We start from the raw sequence: 20,543 nt of genomic DNA, 5'->3' as shown, positions 1-20,543 counted from the left end.
GAATCGAACCAGGAGTGCCGTACAGAGCGAAGCTGTGTCATTCCAATGAAGTTCTCCCTGAGCTTCCCTGGAATGGCATCGTGTTCTGAAAAGCGCTCCCCCTCCGCGGAACCTGCGACCGCCGCAGGCCGAACCGCCCACAAGAAACAGGAGCTAGACATGAGCCTCTTCAACAAAGTCACCAAGACCTTCCAGTGGGGCGACAAGACCGTCGTCCTGGAAACCGGCGAGATCGCTCGCCAGGCCAGCGGCGCCGTCGTGGTCGACATCGACGGTACCGTCGTGCTGGCCACCGTGGTCGCGTCCAAGTCCGCCAAGCCGGGCCAGGACTTCTTTCCGCTGACCGTCGACTACATCGAGAAGACCTACGCGGCCGGCAAGATCCCCGGCAGCTTCTTCAAGCGCGAAGCCAAGCCCAGCGAGCTCGAGACCCTGACCTCGCGCCTGATCGACCGCCCGATCCGCCCGCTGTTCCCCGAGGGCTTCCTGAACGAAGTGCACGTGGTGATCCACACGCTCTCGCTCAACCCCGAAGTCGATGCCGACATCGCCGCCATGATCGGCGTGAGCGCTGCGCTGTCGATTTCCGGCATTCCCTTCAACGGCCCGATCGGTGCCGCGCGCGTGGGCTATATCAACGGCCAGTACGTGCTGAATCCGGGCCAGACCGCGCGCAAGGAGTCGCAGATGGACCTGGTCGTGGCCGGCACCGAAGCGGCCGTGCTGATGGTCGAGTCCGAAGCGCAGCAACTGAGCGAGGAAATCATGCTCGGCGGCGTGGTGTTCGGCCACGAGCAGGCCGGCATCGCGATCAACGCCATCCATGAACTGGTGCGTGAAGCCGGCAAGCCCGTCTGGGACTGGCAGCCGCCGGCCGAGGACGAAGCCTTCATCGCCAAGGTCACCGGCCTGGCCGAGGAAAAGCTGCGCGCCGCCTACCAGATTCGCAGCAAGCAGGCCCGCACGCAGGCCCTGCGCGAATCCAACGCGAGCGTGATGGAGTCGCTCAAGGAAAGCGGCGAGGCTTTCGACGCGGGCAAGGTCGGCGACCTGCTGTTCGCCATCGAGTCGAAGATCGTGCGCAGCCAGATCCTGTCGGGCGAGCCGCGCATCGATGGCCGCGACACCCGCACCGTGCGCCCCATCGAGATCCGCAACGGCGTGCTGCCCCGCACCCACGGCTCGGCCCTCTTCACGCGCGGCGAGACTCAGGCGCTGGTGGTGACCACGCTGGGCACCGAGCGCGACGCGCAGCGCATCGACGCGCTGGCCGGCGAGTACGAAGACCGCTTCCTGTTCCACTACAACATGCCTCCCTTCGCGACCGGCGAAGTGGGCCGCATGGGCTCCACCAAGCGCCGTGAAGTCGGCCACGGTCGGCTGGCCAAGCGCGCCCTGGTGGCCTGCCTGCCGACCAAGGAAGAGTTCCCCTACACCATCCGCGTGGTGTCGGAGATCACCGAGTCGAACGGCTCCTCGTCGATGGCCTCGGTCTGCGGCGGCTGCCTTTCGATGATGGACGCCGGCGTGCCGATGAAGGCCCACGTGGCCGGCATCGCCATGGGCCTGATCAAGGAAGACAACCGCTTCGCCGTGCTGACCGACATCCTCGGCGACGAGGACCACCTGGGCGACATGGACTTCAAGGTGGCCGGCACGACCAACGGCATCACCGCGCTGCAGATGGACATCAAGATCCAGGGCATCACCAAGGAAATCATGCAGGTCGCCCTGGCGCAGGCCAAGGAAGCGCGCATGCACATCCTGGGCAAGATGCAGGAAGCGATGGGCGAGGCCAAGGCCGAGGTGTCCACCTTCGCACCGCGCCTGTTCACGATGAAGATCAACCCCGAGAAGATCCGCGACGTGATCGGCAAGGGCGGCTCGGTGATCCGCGCGCTGACCGAGGAGACCGGCACCCAGATCAACATCGACGAGGACGGCACCATCACCATCGCCTCGACCGATCCGGCCAAGGCCGAGGCGGCCAAGCAGCGCATCGAGCAGATCACGGCGGAAGTCGAGATCGGCAAGACCTACGAAGGCCCGGTCACCAAGATCCTGGACTTCGGCGCGCTGATCAACTTGCTGCCCGGCAAGGACGGCCTCCTGCACATCAGCCAGATCGCGCACGAGCGCGTCGAGAAGGTGACCGACTACCTGAGCGAAGGCCAGATCGTGAAGGTCAAGGTGCTCGAGACCGACGACAAGGGTCGCGTCAAGCTGTCCATGAAGGCGCTGACCGAGCGTCCGGCCGGCATGGAGTACAGCGAGCGTCCGCCGCGCGAGGAGCGTGGCGAGCGCCGTGACCGCGGTGACCGCGGTGACCGCGGTGACCGCGGCGACCGCGGCGACCGGCCGCCCCGCGGCGAGCGCGCACCGCGCGCCGAGAGCGGCGAGCCGGCGGGCGAGCCGGCGGGCGAGCAGGCCGTGGCAGTCGAGCAGGACTCCCGTCCGCAAGAGCCCAACGGCGGCGACCGCCAGGCTTGAGAGGCGAGGGCGGTGACGCCCTTGCCGTCGTTCAACCCTGCGCCCGCCCGCGAGGGCGGGTGTTTGAGCCGAGAAAAGCATGAAAGCCATTGAAATCACTTCCTTCGGCGCACCCGAGGTGCTGCGCGAGGCCGAGCGGCCGGCGCCGGTGGCCGGTGCGGGCGAGGTGCTGATCCGCGTGGCCGCCAGCGGCGTGAACCGCCCCGACGTGCTGCAGCGCACCGGCAACTACCCGGTGCCGCCGGGCGCCTCGGACCTGCCGGGCCTCGAGGTCGCCGGCGAGATCGTCTCGGGCGATGTCGCGGCCATGAAGGAGGCCGGCTTCGCGGTCGGTGATCGCATCTGCGCGCTGATCGCCGGCGGCGGCTACGCCCAGCTCTGCACGGCGCCGGTGGCCCAGTGCCTGCCGGTGCCCAAAGGCTGGAGCGATGCCGAGGCGGCGTCGCTGCCCGAGACCTTCTTCACCGTGTGGAGCAATGTGTTCGACCGTGGTCGTCTGCAGAAGGGCGAGACCCTGTTGATCCAGGGCGGCACGAGCGGCATCGGCGTGACCGCGATCCAGCTCGGCAAGGCCTTCGGGGCCACCGTGATTGCGACCGCGGGCAGCGACGAGAAGTGCGAAGCCTGCAGAAAGCTCGGCGCCGACCATGCGATCAACTACAAGACGGCCGACTTCGCCGAGGAGGCCAAGCGGCTGACCGGCGGCAAGGGTGTCGACGTCATCCTCGACATGGTGGCCGGCGCCTATGCGCCGCGCGAGATCGAATGCCTGGCCGAGGATGGCCGGCTCGTGATCATCGCGGTGCAGGGCGGCACCAAGAGCGAATTCAACGCGGGCCTGGTGCTGCGCCGGCGGTTGACGATTACCGGCTCGACGCTGCGGCCGCGGCCGGTCGCCTTCAAGGGCGCGATCGCCAAGTCCCTGCGCGAGAAGGTGTGGCCTCTGCTCGAGAGCGGCGCCGTCAAGCCCGTGATCCACAGCGTGTTCGCGGCCGGCGGCGAGCCCAGCGGCGCCGCCCAGGCGCACGCGCTGATGGAAACGAACCAGCACATCGGCAAGATCGTGCTGACCTGGTGAACGACGGAAAAGACATGACGACGAAGAAGAAACTCATCGCCGGCAACTGGAAGATGAACGGCAGCCTGGCGGCCAACGAGACGCTGGTGAAGGCGCTGCTGCAGGGTGTGGGCGCGCCGGCCTGCGAGGTCGCGGTGTGCGTGCCGGCGCCGTACCTGGCGCAGCTGCAATCGCTGGTGGCCGGATCGCCCATCGCGCTGGGTGCGCAGGACCTGTCGGCCCAGCCGCAGGGCGCGTTCACCGGCGAGCAGTCGGCCGCGATGCTGAAGGACTTCGGCGTGCGCTATGCGATCGTGGGCCATTCGGAGCGCCGCCAGTACCACGGCGAGACCGACGAACTCGTGGCGGCCAAGACCGCCGCCGCGCTTGCCAACGGCATCACGCCGATCGTGTGTGTCGGCGAGACGCTGGCCGAGCGCGAAGCGGGACACACCGAGGAAGTGGTCAAGCGCCAGCTGGCGGCCGTGATCCATGTCAACGGCCATTGCATCAGCGAGATCGTGGTCGCCTACGAGCCCGTCTGGGCCATCGGCACCGGCAAGACCGCGACGCCCGAGCAGGCGCAGTCGGTGCACGCACTGCTGCGCGCGCAGCTGCACCACGCCGCGAACGAACACGCGGCCGGCATCCGCATCCTCTACGGCGGCAGCATGAACGCGGCCAACGCGGCCGAGCTGCTGGCCCAGCCCGACATCGACGGCGGCCTGATCGGCGGCGCCTCGCTCAAGGCCCCCGACTTTCTGCAGATCATTGCTGCGGCACGCTGAATACAGCGCTGCCGCGAAACGAATTTAGGAGTTAGAACGAATGAACGTGGTCCTCAACATCCTCGTGAGCGTGCAGATGCTCACAGCGCTCGCGATGATCGGGCTGATCCTGATCCAGCACGGCAAGGGCGCCGACATGGGCGCCGCCTTCGGCAGCGGCAGCGCCGGCAGCCTGTTCGGCGCCAGCGGCAGCGCGAACTTCCTCTCGCGCACCACCGGCGTGCTGGCCGCGGTCTTCTTCGCGTGCACTCTGCTGCTGGCCTACTTCAGCCACGCGCGTCCCACCGGCGGCGGCAGCCTGATCGAGCGAGCCGTGGTTGGCACGCCCGCGCCGGCGCCCGCGCCGGCCGCATCGGGCCCGGCATCGCAGATTCCTACCGGCAATGCGCCCGCCGCGCCGGCTTCCGGTGCACCGGCGCCGGCTGCACCGGCTTCGGGCGCCGCGCAGATCCCGACCAAGTGAGCCGACGCCTTGGGGCCGCACGGGTAAGCGACTCGATATTCCTTGTCGTTTTCAGTGCGTCGCCAAAAGAAAACGGCTCCGTTTCAGGGTAAACTCTAAAGCTGTCCGGAAAGCCAAAACCTCACAGGTTCCTCATGCCATCCGGACATGCAAACACCGCCGTCGTGGTGAAATTGGTAGACACGCTATCTTGAGGGGGTAGTGGCGAAAGCTGTGCGAGTTCGAGTCTCGCCGACGGCACCAAATCTCGCCGACAGGAGGCTTCATCTTCCTGTCGGCGTTAAGCGGTAAAAGACCCCGATGAACCTCGATTCCTACCTCCCCGTCCTGTTGTTCATCCTGGTCGGAGTGGGTGTTGGCGTAGCGCCCCAGGTTCTCGGTTACATCCTCGGCCCCAATCGGCCCGACGCCCAAAAGAACTCGCCCTACGAATGCGGCTTCGAGGCCTTCGAAGACGCGCGCATGAAATTCGACGTGCGCTACTACCTCGTGGCGATTCTCTTCATTCTTTTCGACCTCGAAATCGCCTTTCTCTTCCCGTGGGCGATTGCGCTCAAGCAGATCGGACCGGTCGGCTTCTGGGCCATGATGATTTTTCTCGCCATCCTTGTCGTGGGCTTCGTCTACGAATGGAAAAAGGGTGCGCTCGATTGGGAATGACAAGGAACCACGATGGCCATTGAAGGCGTCATGAAGGAAGGCTTCGTCACCACGACCTACGATTCGGTGGTGAACTGGGCCAAGACGGGATCGCTCTGGCCGATGACCTTCGGCCTCGCCTGCTGCGCGGTGGAGATGATGCACGCGGGCGCCGCGCGCTACGACATCGACCGCTTCGGCATGCTGTTCCGCCCGAGCCCGCGCCAGTCCGATCTGATGATCGTGGCCGGCACGCTGTGCAACAAGATGGCGCCTGCCCTGCGGAAGGTCTACGACCAGATGCCCGAGCCGCGCTGGGTGCTCTCGATGGGCTCCTGCGCCAACGGCGGCGGCTACTACCACTACAGCTACTCGGTGGTGCGCGGCTGCGACCGCATCGTGCCGGTGGACGTCTACGTGCCGGGCTGCCCGCCGACGGCCGAGGCGCTCCTCTACGGAATCATCCAGTTGCAGCAGAAGATCCGCCGCACCAACACCATTGCACGTGCCTGAGAAGCGACAGACGATGACCGACTTTGCCATTGCTCCCGAGGCACTGCAGAAGCAGATCCAGGAAACGCTCGGCGCCAAGGCCAAAAGCGTGTCTGTCGCGCTCGGCGAGGTGACGGTGGTGGTTCCTGCCGCCGACTACCTCGAGGCCGCGCGCCTGCTTCGCGATGCGCCCGGTTGCAGGTTCGAGCAGCTGATCGACCTCTGCGGCATGGACTATTCCGACTATCGTGAAGGCGAGTGGGAGGGCGAGCGCTTCTGCGTGGTCTCCCACCTGCTGTCCGTGAGCCTCAACCAGCGCGTTCGCCTCAAGGTCTTCGCACTCAACGAGGGCCTGCCGGTGGTCGATTCGCTGACCGGCATCTGGAGCGCCGCGACCTGGTTCGAGCGCGAGGCCTTCGACCTCTACGGCATTGTGTTCGAGGGTCACGACGACCTGCGCCGCATCCTGACCGACTACGGCTTCATCGGCCATCCCTTCCGCAAGGACTTCCCGGTCTCCGGTCACGTCGAGATGCGTTACGACGCGGAGCAGAAGCGCGTGATCTACCAGCCGGTCTCGATCGAGCCGCGCGAGATCACCCCGCGCGTGATTCGCGAAGACAACTACGGCGGATTGCACTGAGACCGACATGGCCGACATCAAGAACTACACGCTGAACTTCGGACCCCAGCACCCTGCAGCCCACGGCGTGCTGCGCCTCGTGCTCGAGCTCGACGGCGAGGTGATCCAGCGCGCCGATCCGCACATCGGCCTCTTGCACCGCGCGACCGAGAAGCTCGCCGAGAGCCGCACCTACATCCAGTCGCTGCCCTACATGGACCGGCTGGACTACGTCTCGATGATGAGCAACGAGCACGCCTACTGCCTTGCCATCGAGCGGATGCTGGGCCTCGAGGTGCCGGTGCGCGCGCAGTACATCCGCGTGATGTTCGCCGAGATCACGCGCCTGCTGAACCATCTGCTGTGGCTGGGCGCGCACGGCCTGGACTGCGGTGCGATGAACATGCTCATCTACTGCTTCCGCGAGCGCGAGGACCTGTTCGACCTGTATGAGGCGGTGTCGGGCGCGCGCATGCACGCGGCCTACTTCCGTCCGGGCGGCGTCTACCGCGACCTGCCGGACGCGATGCCGCAGTACAAGGTCAGCAAGATCAAGAACGCCAAGGCGATCGAGAAGCTCAACGAGAACCGCCAGGGTTCGATGCTCGATTTCGTCGACGACTTCTGCAAGCGTTTCCCCAAGATGGTCGACGAGTACGAGACGCTGCTCACCGACAACCGCATCTGGAAGCAGCGCACGGTCGGCATCGGCGTGGTGACGCCCGAGCGCGCGCTCAACCTGGGCTTCACCGGCCCGATGCTGCGCGGCTCCGGCGTCGAGTGGGACCTGCGCAAGAAGCAGCCCTACGACGTCTACGACAAGATGGAATTCGACGTGCCGGTCGGCAAGACCGGCGACTGCTACGACCGCTACCTGGTGCGCGTCGAGGAGATGCGCCAGGCCAACCGGATCATCCAGCAGTGCTCGGCCTGGCTGCGCACCAACCCCGGCCCGGTGATCACCGACAACCACAAGGTGGCCGCGCCCGCGCGCGAATCGATGAAGGCGAACATGGAGGAGCTGATCCACCATTTCAAGCTCTTCACCGAAGGCTTCCACGTGCCTGAGGGCGAGGCCTATGCCGCCGTCGAGCACCCGAAGGGCGAGTTCGGCATCTATCTCGTGAGCGATGGCGCCAACAAGCCCTACCGCCTGAAGATCCGAGCACCCGGCTTCCCGCACCTGGCGGCGCTCGACGAGATGTCGCGCGGCCACATGATCGCCGACGCGGTCGCGGTGATCGGCACCATGGACATCGTCTTCGGCGAAATCGACAGGTGAGCGAACGAATGACTCCCGACACCACCCACAGCACCCAGGCGCCGCTGTCGGCCGCCACCCTGGCGCTCTTCGCGCGCGAGGTCGCCAAGTACCCGCCCGCGGGCAAGCAGTCGGCCGTGATGGCCCTGCTCACGATCGTGCAGAAGGACGAGGGCTACGTCAGCATGCAGCGCGAGCGCGAGATCGCGGCCTACCTCGGCATGGCGCCGATCGCAGTGCACGAGGTCACGACCTTCTACAACATGTACAACCAGCAGCCGGTGGGCAAGTTCAAGCTCAACGTCTGCACCAACCTGCCGTGCCAGCTGCGCGACGGCGCAGTCGCGCTGGCGCATCTCGAAAACAAGCTCGGCATCAAGATGGGCGAGACCACCGCCGACGGCATGTTCACCCTGCAGCAAAGCGAGTGCCTCGGCGCCTGCGCCGATTCGCCCGTGATGCTGGTCAACGACCGCACCATGTGCAGCTTCATGAGCAACGAAAAGCTCGATCAGCTGGTCGACGGCCTGCGCGGCGCCAAGGCGGAGGGCGCGCAATGATGACGCCCGAGCAAGTACTCTCGCAGTTCCAGGCCACCGGCGTCCAGACCTGCTTCCACGACCGCCACATCGAGCCCCAGATCTACGCCGGCCTCGACGGCACCAACTGGCGCTTGGCTGACTACGAAGCGCGTGGCGGCTACAAGGCGCTGCGCAAGATTCTCAGCGAGGGCCTGACGCCCGAGCAGGTGATCGCCGAGGTCAAGTCCTCCGGCCTGCGCGGCCGCGGCGGCGCGGGCTTCCCGACCGGCCTGAAGTGGAGCTTCATGCCGCGCCAGTTCCCCGGCCAGAAGTACCTCGTCTGCAACTCGGACGAGGGCGAGCCGGGCACCTGCAAGGACCGTGACATCCTGCAGTTCAACCCGCACATCGTGATCGAGGGCATGGCCATCGCGGCCTACGCGATGGGCATCAGCGTGGGCTACAACTACATCCACGGCGAGATCTTCCAGACCTACGAGCGCTTCGAAGAGGCGCTGGAAGAGGCGAGGGCGGCCGGCTTCCTGGGCGACAACATCCTGGGCAGCAGCTTCAGCTTCCAGCTGCATGCGTCGCATGGCTTCGGTGCCTACATCTGCGGCGAAGAGACGGCGCTGCTCGAATCGCTGGAAGGCAAGAAGGGCCAGCCGCGCTTCAAGCCGCCGTTCCCGGCCAGCTTCGGCCTCTACGGCAAGCCGACCACGATCAACAACACCGAGACCTTCGCTGCGGTGCCGTGGATCATCAACAACGGCGGCGTGGCGTATCTGGAGTGCGGCAAGCCGAACAACGGCGGCACCAAGATCTACTCGGTCAGCGGCGACGTCGAGCTGCCCGGCAACTACGAAGTGCCGATGGGCACGCCCTTCTCGAAGCTGCTCGAGCTCGCCGGCGGCGTGCGCAAGGGCCGCCAGCTCAAGGCCGTGATCCCCGGCGGCTCCTCGGCACCCGTGCTGCCGGCCGCGATCATGATGGAGTGCACGATGGACTACGACTCCATCGCCAAGGCCGGCTCGATGCTGGGCTCCGGAGCCGTGATCGTGATGGACGACAGCCGCTCGATGGTCGAGTCGCTCAAGCGCCTTTCGTACTTCTACATGCACGAGTCCTGCGGCCAGTGCACCCCCTGCCGCGAGGGCACGGGCTGGCTGTGGCGCGTGGTGGACCGCATCCACAACGGCCACGGCAAGCCCACCGACATGGACCTGCTGAACTCGGTCGCCGACAACATCCAGGGCCGCACCATCTGCGCGCTGGGCGATGCCGCCGCGATGCCGGTGCGCGCGATGATCAAGCACTTCCGCCACGAGTTCGAGGCCTTGATTCCGGGCTACGTCCCGAAGGCACCGGTCAAGGCCTGAGCGAGAAAACAAACATGGTTGAAATCGAACTCGACGGCAAGAAGGTCGACATCGTCGAAGGCAGCATGATCATGCATGCGGCCGACAAGGCGGGCACCTACATCCCGCACTTCTGCTATCACAAGAAGCTCAGCATCGCGGCCAACTGCCGCATGTGCCTGGTCGACGTCGAAAAGGCGCCCAAGCCGATGCCGGCCTGCGCCACGCCGGTGACGCAGGGCATGATCGTGCGCACCAAGAGCGACAAGGCCATCAAGGCCCAGCAGTCGGTCATGGAGTTCCTGCTGATCAACCACCCGCTGGACTGCCCCATCTGCGACCAGGGTGGCGAGTGCCAGCTGCAGGACCTGGCCGTGGGCTACGGCGGCTCCTCCTCGCGCTACGAGGAAGAGAAGCGCGTGGTCTTCCACAAGGACGTCGGCCCGCTCATCAGCATGGAAGAGATGAGCCGCTGCATCCATTGCACGCGCTGCGTGCGCTTCGGCCAGGAAGTGGCCGGCGTGATGGAGCTCGGCATGTCGCACCGCGGCGAGCATGCCGAGATCGAGACCTTCCTCGGCAGCTCGGTCGATTCCGAGCTCTCGGGCAACATGATCGACATCTGCCCGGTCGGTGCGCTGACCAGCAAGCCCTTCCGCTACAGCGCCCGCACCTGGGAGCTGTCGCGCCGCAAGTCGGTGAGCCCGCACGATTCGACCGGCGCCAACCTGATCGTCCAGGTCAAGAACAACCGCGTGATGCGCGTGGTGCCGCTGGAGAACGAGGACGTCAACGAGTGCTGGATCGCCGACCGCGATCGCTTCTCCTACGAGGCCCTGAACGGCCCCGAGCGCCTGACGCAGCCCATGCTCAAGCAGGGCGGCCAGTGGCAGCAGGTCGACTGGCAGACCGCGCTCGAGTACGTGGCCAACGGCCTCAAGCAGATCAAGGCCGACCATGGTGTGCAAAGCATCGGCACGCTGGCGAGCCCGCACAGCACGCTGGAAGAGCTGCACCTGGCCAAACTGCTCATGCAGGGCCTGGGCAGCGCCAACATCGACCACCGCCTGCGCAACGCCGAGTTCGGCGCCTTCGAGGGCGTGCGCTGGCTGGGCACCTCGGTCGCCTCGCTGTCGCAACTGCAGCGCGTGCTGGTGATCGGCAGCAACCTGCGCAAGGACCATCCGCTGTTCGCGCAGCGCATTCGCCAATCGGTGCGCAAGGGTGGGGCGCTCAGTGCGCTCACCTCGCCCGAGCTGCTGGCCGACGATGAAGCCTGGGCCATGCCCGTGGCGAACGCCGTGCGCGTGCCGGCGCAAGACTGGATCGACGCACTCGCCGAGATCGCCTCCGCGGTCGCCGCGACGACCGGCGCCGCGGCGCCGATCGCCCGTTCTGCCGAAGCCGGCGACCCGGCCAAGGCCATCGCTGCCTCGCTGCTCGGCGGCGAACGCAAGGCCATCCTGCTCGGCAATGCGGCTGCTCACCACGCCCAAGCCCGCGCGCTGCTGGCGCTGGCGAACTGGATCGGCGCCCAGACCGGCGCCAGCGTCGGCTATCTGACCGAGGCCGCCAACACCGTCGGTGCCCAACTGGTCGGCGCACTGCCCATGGATGCCGGCCTGAACGCCGGCGAAATGCTGCAGGGTGCGCTCAAGGCGGTCCTGCTGCTCAACACCGAGCCGGTCTTCGACTCGGCCGCCGGTACCAAGGCGGCCGATGCGCTTACGCATGCCCAGATGGTCGTGACGCTGAGCCCCTTCAAGGCCAACCTCGACTTCAGCGATGTGCTGCTGCCGATCGCGCCCTTCAGCGAAACGCCTGGCAGCTTCGTCAACGCCGAGGGCCGCGTGCAGGGCTTCCATGCTGTGGTGAAGCCGCTGGGCGAAACGCGCCCCGCCTGGAAGGTGCTGCGCGTGCTGGCCAACCTGCTGGGCCTGCCGGGCTTCTCCTTCGAGTCGGCGACCGAGGTGCTGGCCGACACCGGCCTGGCCCCCGGCCTGGTGCCGGCCGACCGGCTGAGCAACGCCACCGCGGCTCGCCCCGACGGCGAGCGCGTTCCCGACGCCGCGGCGCCGGTCGTCGCCGCCATCTACCAGCTCGATTCGATCGTGCGCCGCGCCCCTTCGCTGCAGCTGACCGCCGATGCGCGCGCTGCGCAAGCCGAGGAGGTGCTCGCATGATCGACAGCCTGCATGGCTTCGGCCTCGGCCTGGTTGCGGCCCCGTGGTGGACCGCGGTCGCCTGGCCGGTGATCTGGACGCTGATCAAGATCGTGGTGGTCGTGCTGCCGCTGATGGGGGCCGTGGCCTACCTCACGCTGTGGGAGCGCAAGGCCATCGGCTTCACGCAGATCCGCCTGGGCCCGAACCGCATCGGTCCGCTGGGCCTGCTGCAGCCCATCGCCGACGCGCTGAAGCTGCTGACCAAGGAAATCATCCTCCCCACGGTCGCCAACAAGGGCCTGTTCCTGCTGGGCCCGATCATGACCATCATGCCGGCCCTGGCCGCTTGGGCCGTGATCCCCTTCGGCCCCGAGGTCGCGCTGGCCAACATCAACGCCGGCCTGCTGTTCGTCATGGCCATCACCTCGCTCGAGGTCTACGGCGTGATCATTGCGGGCTGGGCCTCGAACTCCAAGTACGCCTTTCTCGGCGCATTGCGCGCCTCGGCGCAGATGGTCAGCTACGAGATCGCGATGGGCTTCTGCTTCGTCGTGGTGCTCATGGTCTCCGCCAGCCTCAACATGACCGACATCGTGTTGGGGCAGGGCAAGGGCCACTTCGCCTCGATGGGCATCGGCTTCCTGTCGTGGAACTGGCTGTCGCTGCTGCCGATCTTCGTCGTCTACTTCATCTCCGGCCTGGCCGAGACCAACCGCCATCCCTTCGACGTGGTGGAAGGCGAATCGGAGATCGTCGCCGGCCACATGATCGAGTACTCGGGCATGAGCTTCGCGATGTTCTTCCTGGCCGAGTACGCCAACATGTGGCTGGTCTCGATCCTGTGCGCGGTCCTGTTCCTCGGCGGCTGGCTGCCCCCCTTCGATTTCCTCGGCTTCATCCCCGGCTGGATCTGGCTGGGCCTCAAGACCTTCGTCGTGGTCACCATGTTCCTGTGGGTCCGCTCGACCTTCCCGCGCTTCCGCTATGACCAGATCATGCGTCTGGGCTGGAAGATCTTCATCCCGGTCACGCTGGTGTGGCTGGTGGTGGTCGGCGCCTGGATGCAGACCCCCTTCAACATCTGGAAATAACTGGAGTCGCCATGTCTGCGCATACCGCCCGCGCGCTCGCGCGCTCATCCTCGAACACGACCGCGCCGTTTTCGCTGAAGGACTTCCTCTCCAGCTTCATGCTGGTCGAGCTCTTCAAGGGCCTGGCCATCACGGGCAAGTACGCCTTCAGCCGCAAGATCACGGTGCAGTTCCCGGAAGAGAAGACGCCGCTCTCGCCGCGCTTCCGCGGCCTGCACGCGCTGCGCCGCTACGAGAACGGCGAGGAGCGCTGCATCGCCTGTAAGCTCTGCGAAGCCGTGTGCCCGGCGCTCGCCATCACCATCGAATCGGACGTGCGCGACGACGGCTCGCGGCGCACCACGCGCTACGACATCGACCTGACCAAGTGCATCTTCTGCGGCTTCTGCGAAGAGAGCTGCCCGGTCGACTCCATCGTCGAGACCCACATCTTCGAATACCACGGCGAGAAACGCGGCGACCTGTACTTCACCAAGGACATGCTGCTGGCCGTGGGCGACCGCTACGAAAAAGAAATCGCCGCCAACAAGGCGGCCGACGCCAAGTACCGCTGAAGCGGACTTGGCCCGATAACAAATAACGAAACCGATCCATGGACGTCAAGACCGGTCTGTTCTACCTGTTCGCCGCGGTGCTGCTGTTCGCGGCCTTCCGCGTCATCACCTCGCGCAACCCCGTGTATGCGGCGCTGTACCTGGTGCTGGCCTTCTTCCAGGCCTCGGCCATCTGGCTGCTGCTGCGCGCCGAGTTCCTTGCGATCTCGCTGGTGCTGGTCTACGTCGGCGCGGTGATGGTGCTGTTCCTTTTCGTGGTGATGATGCTCGACATCAACGTCGATGCGCTGCGGCAGGGCTTCTGGAAGCATTTCCCGCTTGCCGCGGGCATCGGTGCGCTGATCGCACTGGAGATGGCCGCGGTGCTGATGGGCGGCTTCCGCCTGGCCGAGCCGCGCCGTCCGATGGCCAGCGGCCCCGATACCTCCAACACCCTGGAACTCGGCAAGCTGCTCTACACCGAATACCTCTACCCGCTGGAGATCGCGGCTGTCATCCTGCTCGTGGCCATCGTCGCCGCCATCGCGCTCACGCTGCGCACGCGCAAGGACAGCAAGTACGTGAACCCCTCCGACCAGGTGCGCGTGAAAGCGCGCGACCGCGTGCGCATCGTGCAGATGCCCGTGACGCGGGCCGCGCAACCCTTGGTCGACGAAGCGCCTGCAGCCGGGGAGACCAAGGCATGACCATCACGCTCGGACACTTTCTCTCGCTGGGCGCGATGCTCTTCGCGCTGTCGGTGATCGGCATCTTCCTGAACCGCAAGAACCTGATTGTGCTCTTGATGTGCATCGAACTGATGCTGCTTGCGGTCAACGTGAACTTCGTCGCCTTCTCGTACTTCCTGGGCGACATGCACGGCCAGATCTTCGTGTTCTTCATCCTGACCGTGGCCGCGGCCGAGTCCGCGATCGGGCTGGCGCTGCTGGTGCTGCTGTTCCGCAACAAGTCGAACATCAACGTCGACGAACTCAATGCGCTCAAGGGCTAGGACATTCACATGAGCGCAACTCTCTCCGCATCCGCGCTGCTTGCGGTTCCCCTGGCGCCGCTGGTCGGCTCGTTGCTGGCCGGCCTGTTCGGCACCAAGTTCGGCGGCAACCGCTTCGGTCGCAGTGCCTCGCACTCGATGACCATCCTGGGCGTGTTCATCGCCTTCGTCATCTCGGCCATGACGCTCAAGAGCGTGGTGGCCGACGGCGCCCGCTTCAACGCCACCATCTACGAATGGATGGTGGTCGACGGCATCAAGATGGAGGTCGGCTTCCTGGTCGACGGCCTGACGGCCATGATGATGTGCGTCGTGACCTTCGTCTCGCTGATGGTGCACATCTACACCATCGGCTACATGGAGGAGGACGAGGGCTACAACCGCTTCTTCGCCTACATCTCGCTCTTCACCTTCTCCATGCTGATGCTGGTGATGAGCAACAACATGCTCCAGCTGTTCTTCGGCTGGGAAGCCGTGGGCCTGGTGTCTTACCTGCTGATCGGCTTCTGGTACAACAAGCCGAGCGCCATCTTCGCCAACCTCAAGGCCTTCCTGGTCAACCGGGTGGGCGACTTCGGCTTCATCCTCGGCATCGGCCTTATTGCCGCCTATGCCGGCACGCTGAACTACGGCGAGGCCTTCGCCAAGGCCGATGAACTGGCCAAGCTGAGCTTCCCCGGCACCGAGTGGATGCTGATCACCGTGATCTGCATCTGCCTGTTCATCGGCGCCATGGGCAAGAGCGCCCAGTTCCCGCTGCACGTGTGGCTGCCCGATTCGATGGAAGGTCCGACCCCCATCTCGGCGCTGATCCACGCGGCGACCATGGTGACGGCCGGCATCTTCATGGTGGCGCGCATGTCGCCGCTGTTCGAGCTGAGCGACACGGCACTGTCCTTCGTGCTGGTGATCGGCGCCATCACGGCGCTCTTCATGGGCTTCCTGGGCATCATCCAGAACGACATCAAGCGCGTGGTGGCCTATTCGACGCTCTCGCAGCTGGGCTACATGACGGTCGCGCTGGGCGCCTCGGCCTACTCGGTGGCGGTGTTCCACCTGATGACGCACGCCTTCTTCAAGGCGCTGCTGTTCCTCGGCGCCGGCTCGGTGATCATCGGCATGCACCACAACCAGGACATCCGCTGGATGGGCGGGGTGCGCAAGTACATGCCCATCACCTGGATCACCTCGCTGCTGGGCTCGCTGGCGCTGATCGGCACGCCGCTGTTCGCGGGCTTCTACTCGAAGGACAGCATCATCGAGGCGGTGCACGAGAGCCATCTCTGGGGCGCCGGCTTCGCCTACTGGGCGGTGCTGGCTGGCGTGTTCGTGACGGCCTTCTATTCGTTCCGCATGTACTTCCTGGTCTTCCACGGCAAGGAGCGCTACGACCAGAACCCGGATGCGCACCATCACGAGCCGGACGCCGAGCCCGACCACGGCCACCACGACGATCACTCCACGCCGCACGAGTCGCCGTGGGTGGTCTGGCTCCCGCTGGTGCTGCTGGCCATCCCCTCGGTGGTGATCGGCTACATGACCATCCAGCCGATGCTCTTCGGCGAGTTCTTCAAGGATGCGATCGTCGTCGACGCCGGCAAGCATCACGCGATGAAGGAACTGGCCGAGGCCTTCCACGGCCCCATGGCCATGGCCCTGCACGGCCTGACCGCGGCGCCGTTCTGGCTGGCGCTGGCCGGCGTGGTGCTGGCCTGGTACATGTACCTGATCAACCCGGCGCTGCCGGAGGCCATCAAGCGCGCCTTCGGCCCGGTCTACCGCCTGCTCGAGAACAAGTACTACATGGACTGGATCAACGAGCACCTGATCGCACGCGGCACGCGCGCGCTGGGCACCGGCCTGTGGAAGGGCGGCGACCAGGGGATCATCGACGGCGCCATCGTCGACGGCTCCTGGAAAACGATCGGCCGCGTCGCCGGCGTCGTCCGCTGGATGCAGTCGGGCTACATCTATCACTACGCCTTCGCGATGCTCCTGGGCATCTTCATCCTCATGACGTATTTCGTCTGGTTCAACAGATAAACCGCGCGCCACTGGAGAAAAGCAAAAATGGGTTTGTTGAGCCTTGCCATCTGGGTGCCGATCGTCTTCGGCGCCGTGCTGCTGGCCATCGGTCGCGACCAGCACGCGAGCATCGTGCGCTGGATCGCGCTCGTCGGCTCGATCGTGAGCTTCCTGGCCACCGTGCCGCTCTACACGCGCTTCCAGAACGGCACCGCCGCGATGCAGTTCGTCGAGAAGAGCAGCTGGATCGAACGTTTCAATGTCCACTACCACGTCGGCCTCGACGGCCTGTCGCTGTGGCTGGTGCTGTTGACGTCCTTCATCACGGTGGTCGTTGTGATCTCGGCATGGGAGGTGATCACCGAGCGCGTCAACCAGTACATGGGCGCCTTCCTGATCCTCTCGGGCCTCATGATCGGCACCTTCTCGGCGCTGGACGGCGTGCTGTTCTACGTCTTCTTCGAGGCGACGCTGATCCCGATGTACCTGATCATCGGCATCTGGGGCGGTCCGAAGAAGATCTACGCCGCCTTCAAGTTCTTCATCTACACGCTGCTCGGCTCGCTCCTGACGCTGGTCGCGCTGATCTACCTGTACAACCGGTCGGGCGGCAGCTTCGACATCCTGAGCTGGCACAAGCTGCCGCTGACGGCCAGGGAGCAGACCTTCCTGTTCTTCGCCTTCTTCGCGGCCTTCGCGGTCAAGGTGCCGATGTGGCCGGTCCACACCTGGCTGCCCGATGTGCACGTCGAGGCGCCCACCGGCGGCTCGGCCGTGCTGGCGGCGATCATGCTGAAGCTGGGCGCCTACGGCTTCCTGCGCTTCTCGATGCCGATCGCGCCCGACGCCTCGCACGAATGGGCCTGGCTGATGATCGCGCTGTCGCTGATCGCGGTGATCTACGTCGGCCTGGTCGCGCTCGTGCAGCAGGACATGAAGAAGCTGGTGGCCTATTCGTCGGTCGCCCACATGGGCTTCGTCACGCTGGGCTTCTTCATCTTCAACGAGATCGGGATCTCGGGCGGCATCGTCCAGATGATCGCGCACGGCTTCGTGTCGGGCGCCATGTTCCTTTGCATCGGCGTGCTGTACGACCGCGTGCATTCGCGCCAGATCGCCGACTACGGCGGCGTGGTCAACACCATGCCCAAGTTCGCGGCCTTCGCGCTGCTGTTCGCCATGGCCAACTGCGGCCTGCCCGCGACCGCTGGCTTCGTCGGCGAATGGATGGTGATCATCGGCGCGGTCAAGGCCAACTTCTGGCTGGGCGTGGGCGCGGCGACGGCGCTGATCTTCGGCGCGGCCTACACGCTGTGGATGTACAAGCGGGTCTACCTGGGCCCGGTGGGCAACGACCACGTGAAGGAGCTGGACGACATCAACGCCCGCGAATTCCTCATGCTGGCCCTGCTCGCGATCGCGGTGCTGTGGATGGGCCTGTATCCCAAGCCCTTCACCGACGCGAGCAATGCCTCCGTGAGCGAGCTGCTGCGCCACGTCCAGACGTCCAAGATTCCAGGCTGAGTAGCCAGGCCCCAAGAGAACGAGATGATTGACAAACTCAGCTGGATGACGGTCTACCCCGAGATGGTGCTGCTGGTCATGGCCTGCATCATCGCGCTGGTGGATCTGTCCACGACCGACACCCATCGCACGCGCACCTACGTGCTGACCTTGCTTACACTGGCCGTGGTGGCCGTCCTCACCGGCATGCAGGCCACCGACGCCACGAGCCACTACGGCTTCGGCGGCATGGTCGTGAGCGACCCGATGGGCAACTGGCTCAAGTGCTTCGCCTCCGTGGCGCTGATGGTCACGCTGGTCTATGGCCGTCCCTACGCGGCCGACCGCGGCATGCTGCGCGGCGGCGAGCTCTTCACCCTGAGCATGTTCTCGCTGCTGGGCATCTTCGTGATGATCTCGGGCAGCAACTTCCTGGTGATCTACCTGGGCCTGGAGCTGCTCACGCTGTCGAGCTACGCGCTGGTCGCGCTGCGGCGCGACAACGCGGTGGCCAGCGAGGCGGCGATGAAGTACTTCGTCCTCGGCGCCATGGCCAGCGGCTTCCTGCTCTACGGCCTGTCGATGATGTACGGCGCCACCGGGTCGCTCGACACCACCGAGGTCTTCAAGGCCATTGCCAGCCGCAAGGTCAACCACCAGGTGCTGGTCTTCGGGCTGGTGTTCATCGTGGCCGGCCTGGCCTTCAAGGTCGGCGCGGCGCCGTTCCACATGTGGGTGCCCGACGTCTACCAGGGCGCGCCCACGGCCGTCACGCTGATGATCGGCGCGGCGCCCGAGCTGGCTGCCTTCGCCATCATCATCCGCCTGCTGGTCGAGGGGCTGCTGCCGCTCGCGTTCGACTGGCAGCAGATGCTGGCCTTGCTGGCCATCGCCTCGCTGCTGGTGGGCAACCTGGCGGCCATTGCGCAGACCAACCTCAAGCGCATGCTGGCCTACTCGACCATTTCGCAGATGGGCTTCATGCTGCTGGGCATGGTGGCGGGCGTGGTCAACAACAGCACCTACAACGCACAGTTCGCGTACAGCGCTTCGATGTTCTACATCGTGACCTATGTGCTGACCACGTTGGCCAGCTTCGGCATCATCCTCCTGCTGGCGCGCGAGGGCTTCGAGAGCGAGGAGATCACCGATCTCGCCGGCCTCAACCAGCGCAGCCCGCTCTATGCCGGCGTGATGGCCATCGCCATGTTCTCGCTGGCGGGCATCCCGCCGCTGGTCGGCTTCTACGCCAAGCTGGCCGTGCTGCAGGCGCTGATCGCCTCCGGCCAGGGCTTGTACATCGCGCTGGCGGTGTTCGCGGTCGTGATGTCGCTGGTCGGCGCCTTCTATTACATCCGCGTGGTCAAGGTGATGTACTTCGACGCGCCGGTGACGGCGACCACCGTCTCGGCGCCGCGCGACGTGCGCACCGTGCTGGCCGTCAACGGCGCGCTGATCCTGATCCTGGGCATCGTACCTGGCGGCCTCATGTCGCTGTGCGCCCGGGCCATCGTGGCCACGCTGGCCGGCTGAGGCTGTGTCGCAGGGTGCCTCGGTCTGGGTGGTGCTGCTCGTCGCGCTGCTCGCGGCCAATCTGCCCTTCCTGAACGAGCGCCTGCTCGGCATGGTGCCGCTCGCGGCGCGTGCCAAGTCGCTGGCCCTGCGGCTGGGCGAGCTGGTGATCCTCTATTTCGCGGCCGGCGGCATCGGGCTCCTGTTCGAGCGCCGCGCCGGCCAGATCGCGCCGCAAGGCTGGGAGTTCTACGCCGTCACCGGGGCGCTGTTCCTCGTGCTCGCGTTCCCGGGCTTCACCTGGCGCTACCTCCTCAAGCATCGGAAATGAGCCCCCACGCTCTTCACTTCGTGTATTCGCTGCCCCCTGAGGGGGCGCAGGCCTCCCTTGGGGCGGCCCGGCAGGAGACCTGACATGGACGACGCGCATCTGAAGGAAGAGGGCATCGCCAGCGAGCTGCTCTTCAAGGGCAACTTCCTGGAGGCCAAGCGCGACACCGTGCGCCTGCCCGACGGCAAGACTGCGACCCGCGAATACATCCTCCACCCCGGCGCGGTGGTGGTGGTGCCGCTGCTCGACGACGGTCGCGTGGCGATGGTGCGCCAGTACCGCTACCCGCTCGACCGGGTCATGACAGAGTTTCCGGCCGGCAAGCTCGATGCCGGCGAGGACCCCTTGTTCTGCGGCCAGCGCGAGCTGCAGGAGGAAACCGGCTACACCGCACGCGAATGGGCCCATGCCGGCGCCATGCACCTGGCGGTCGCCTATTCGACCGAGATCATCCACATCTACTTCGCGCGCGGCCTCACGGTGGGCAGCCAGCAGCTCGACCATGAGGAATTCGTCGAGCTGACCGCGGCCACCCCTGCGCAACTGCTGGACTGGTGCCGCGACGGCACCGTGTCGGATGCCAAGACGCTGACCTGCACGCTCTGGCTGCAGAACGTCCTGTCGGGCGCATGGACGCTCGACTGGAAAAGCGCCGACTTCCCACCCGCCGGACCATAATC

General features: G+C 65.9%; 20 protein-coding genes and 1 tRNA gene. All 21 read left to right on the top strand.

What is annotated here, in order from left to right; all coding sequences use genetic code 11:
* Window positions 1-159: 159 nt before the first annotated feature.
* Window positions 160-2,490 carry a polyribonucleotide nucleotidyltransferase gene (gene pnp, locus AC3A6X_RS32140; RefSeq protein ID WP_487845984.1) on the top strand — a complete coding sequence of 777 codons (2,331 nt, stop codon included), beginning with the start codon at window positions 160-162 and terminating at the stop codon, window positions 2,488-2,490.
* Between the two features lie 79 nt (window positions 2,491-2,569).
* Window positions 2,570-3,568, top strand: a complete 999-nt coding sequence (locus tag AC3A6X_RS32135) for an NAD(P)H-quinone oxidoreductase (RefSeq protein ID WP_487845983.1) — start codon at window positions 2,570-2,572, stop codon at window positions 3,566-3,568.
* Window positions 3,569-3,582: 14 nt separating this feature from the next.
* Window positions 3,583-4,335, top strand: a complete 753-nt coding sequence (gene tpiA / locus AC3A6X_RS32130) for a triose-phosphate isomerase (RefSeq protein WP_487845982.1) — start codon at window positions 3,583-3,585, stop codon at window positions 4,333-4,335.
* 40 nt (window positions 4,336-4,375) lie between these two features.
* Window positions 4,376-4,798, top strand: a complete 423-nt coding sequence (secG, locus tag AC3A6X_RS32125) for a preprotein translocase subunit SecG (protein ID WP_487845981.1) — start codon at window positions 4,376-4,378, stop codon at window positions 4,796-4,798.
* Window positions 4,799-4,956: 158 nt separating this feature from the next.
* Window positions 4,957-5,041: transfer RNA gene (locus tag AC3A6X_RS32120), tRNA-Leu, on the top strand.
* Window positions 5,042-5,098: 57 nt separating this feature from the next.
* Window positions 5,099-5,458 carry an NADH-quinone oxidoreductase subunit A gene (locus tag AC3A6X_RS32115; protein WP_068678761.1) on the top strand — a complete coding sequence of 120 codons (360 nt, stop codon included), beginning with the start codon at window positions 5,099-5,101 and terminating at the stop codon, window positions 5,456-5,458.
* A gap of 12 nt (window positions 5,459-5,470) precedes the next feature.
* Window positions 5,471-5,950, top strand: coding sequence for a NuoB/complex I 20 kDa subunit family protein (locus AC3A6X_RS32110; protein WP_021008163.1), 480 nt, complete (start codon window positions 5,471-5,473; stop codon window positions 5,948-5,950).
* A gap of 13 nt (window positions 5,951-5,963) precedes the next feature.
* A complete protein-coding gene (locus AC3A6X_RS32105) occupies window positions 5,964-6,572 on the top strand; it encodes an NADH-quinone oxidoreductase subunit C (RefSeq protein WP_487845980.1) in 609 nt (202 codons plus the stop codon).
* 7 nt (window positions 6,573-6,579) lie between these two features.
* A complete protein-coding gene (locus AC3A6X_RS32100; RefSeq protein ID WP_487845979.1) occupies window positions 6,580-7,833 on the top strand; it encodes an NADH-quinone oxidoreductase subunit D in 1,254 nt (417 codons plus the stop codon).
* An 8-nt stretch (window positions 7,834-7,841) separates the two neighbouring features.
* Window positions 7,842-8,372: an NADH-quinone oxidoreductase subunit NuoE family protein gene (locus AC3A6X_RS32095; RefSeq protein WP_487845978.1), complete on the top strand. Its 531-nt coding sequence runs from the start codon at window positions 7,842-7,844 to the stop codon at window positions 8,370-8,372.
* The gene (gene nuoF / locus AC3A6X_RS32090; RefSeq protein WP_487845977.1) at window positions 8,369-9,712 is read left to right on the top strand and encodes an NADH-quinone oxidoreductase subunit NuoF; all 1,344 of its coding nucleotides are present in this window, start codon (window positions 8,369-8,371) and stop codon (window positions 9,710-9,712) included. Before AC3A6X_RS32095 ends, nuoF begins: the two co-directional genes overlap by 4 nt.
* Window positions 9,713-9,726: 14 nt before the next feature.
* Window positions 9,727-11,874 (top strand): NADH-quinone oxidoreductase subunit NuoG, encoded by a 2,148-nt coding sequence (gene nuoG, locus AC3A6X_RS32085; protein ID WP_487845976.1) that lies wholly within the window; start codon window positions 9,727-9,729, stop codon window positions 11,872-11,874.
* The gene (gene nuoH / locus AC3A6X_RS32080) at window positions 11,871-12,947 is read left to right on the top strand and encodes an NADH-quinone oxidoreductase subunit NuoH (RefSeq protein ID WP_487845975.1); all 1,077 of its coding nucleotides are present in this window, start codon (window positions 11,871-11,873) and stop codon (window positions 12,945-12,947) included. Before nuoG ends, nuoH begins: the two co-directional genes overlap by 4 nt.
* Before the next feature lie 11 nt (window positions 12,948-12,958).
* Window positions 12,959-13,501 carry an NADH-quinone oxidoreductase subunit NuoI gene (nuoI, locus tag AC3A6X_RS32075; RefSeq protein ID WP_309964337.1) on the top strand — a complete coding sequence of 181 codons (543 nt, stop codon included), beginning with the start codon at window positions 12,959-12,961 and terminating at the stop codon, window positions 13,499-13,501.
* Window positions 13,502-13,539: 38 nt separating this feature from the next.
* The gene (locus AC3A6X_RS32070; protein WP_487845974.1) at window positions 13,540-14,187 is read left to right on the top strand and encodes an NADH-quinone oxidoreductase subunit J; all 648 of its coding nucleotides are present in this window, start codon (window positions 13,540-13,542) and stop codon (window positions 14,185-14,187) included.
* Window positions 14,184-14,492 carry an NADH-quinone oxidoreductase subunit NuoK gene (gene nuoK, locus AC3A6X_RS32065; protein ID WP_106554218.1) on the top strand — a complete coding sequence of 103 codons (309 nt, stop codon included), beginning with the start codon at window positions 14,184-14,186 and terminating at the stop codon, window positions 14,490-14,492. The genes AC3A6X_RS32070 and nuoK overlap by 4 nt, the downstream gene beginning before the upstream one ends.
* A 9-nt stretch (window positions 14,493-14,501) precedes the next feature.
* Entirely contained in the window at window positions 14,502-16,535 is a 2,034-nt protein-coding gene (nuoL, locus tag AC3A6X_RS32060; protein WP_487845973.1) for an NADH-quinone oxidoreductase subunit L, read from the top strand.
* A 27-nt stretch (window positions 16,536-16,562) separates the two neighbouring features.
* On the top strand, window positions 16,563-18,041 hold the full coding sequence (locus AC3A6X_RS32055) for an NADH-quinone oxidoreductase subunit M (RefSeq protein ID WP_487845972.1): 1,479 nt from the start codon (window positions 16,563-16,565) through the stop codon (window positions 18,039-18,041).
* A 24-nt stretch (window positions 18,042-18,065) separates the two neighbouring features.
* Window positions 18,066-19,553 carry an NADH-quinone oxidoreductase subunit NuoN gene (nuoN, locus tag AC3A6X_RS32050; protein WP_487845971.1) on the top strand — a complete coding sequence of 496 codons (1,488 nt, stop codon included), beginning with the start codon at window positions 18,066-18,068 and terminating at the stop codon, window positions 19,551-19,553.
* 4 nt (window positions 19,554-19,557) lie between these two features.
* Window positions 19,558-19,863 carry a DUF2818 family protein gene (locus tag AC3A6X_RS32045; protein WP_309964341.1) on the top strand — a complete coding sequence of 102 codons (306 nt, stop codon included), beginning with the start codon at window positions 19,558-19,560 and terminating at the stop codon, window positions 19,861-19,863.
* Between the two features lie 84 nt (window positions 19,864-19,947).
* Entirely contained in the window at window positions 19,948-20,541 is a 594-nt protein-coding gene (locus AC3A6X_RS32040; protein ID WP_487845970.1) for an NUDIX domain-containing protein, read from the top strand.
* Window positions 20,542-20,543 lie beyond the last annotated feature (2 nt).

This window comes from Variovorax sp. Soil_C_12 (assembly GCF_057657375.1).
The sequence above is the reverse complement of the archived record's forward strand: the minus strand, read 5'-3'. Positions and strand labels throughout refer to the sequence as shown.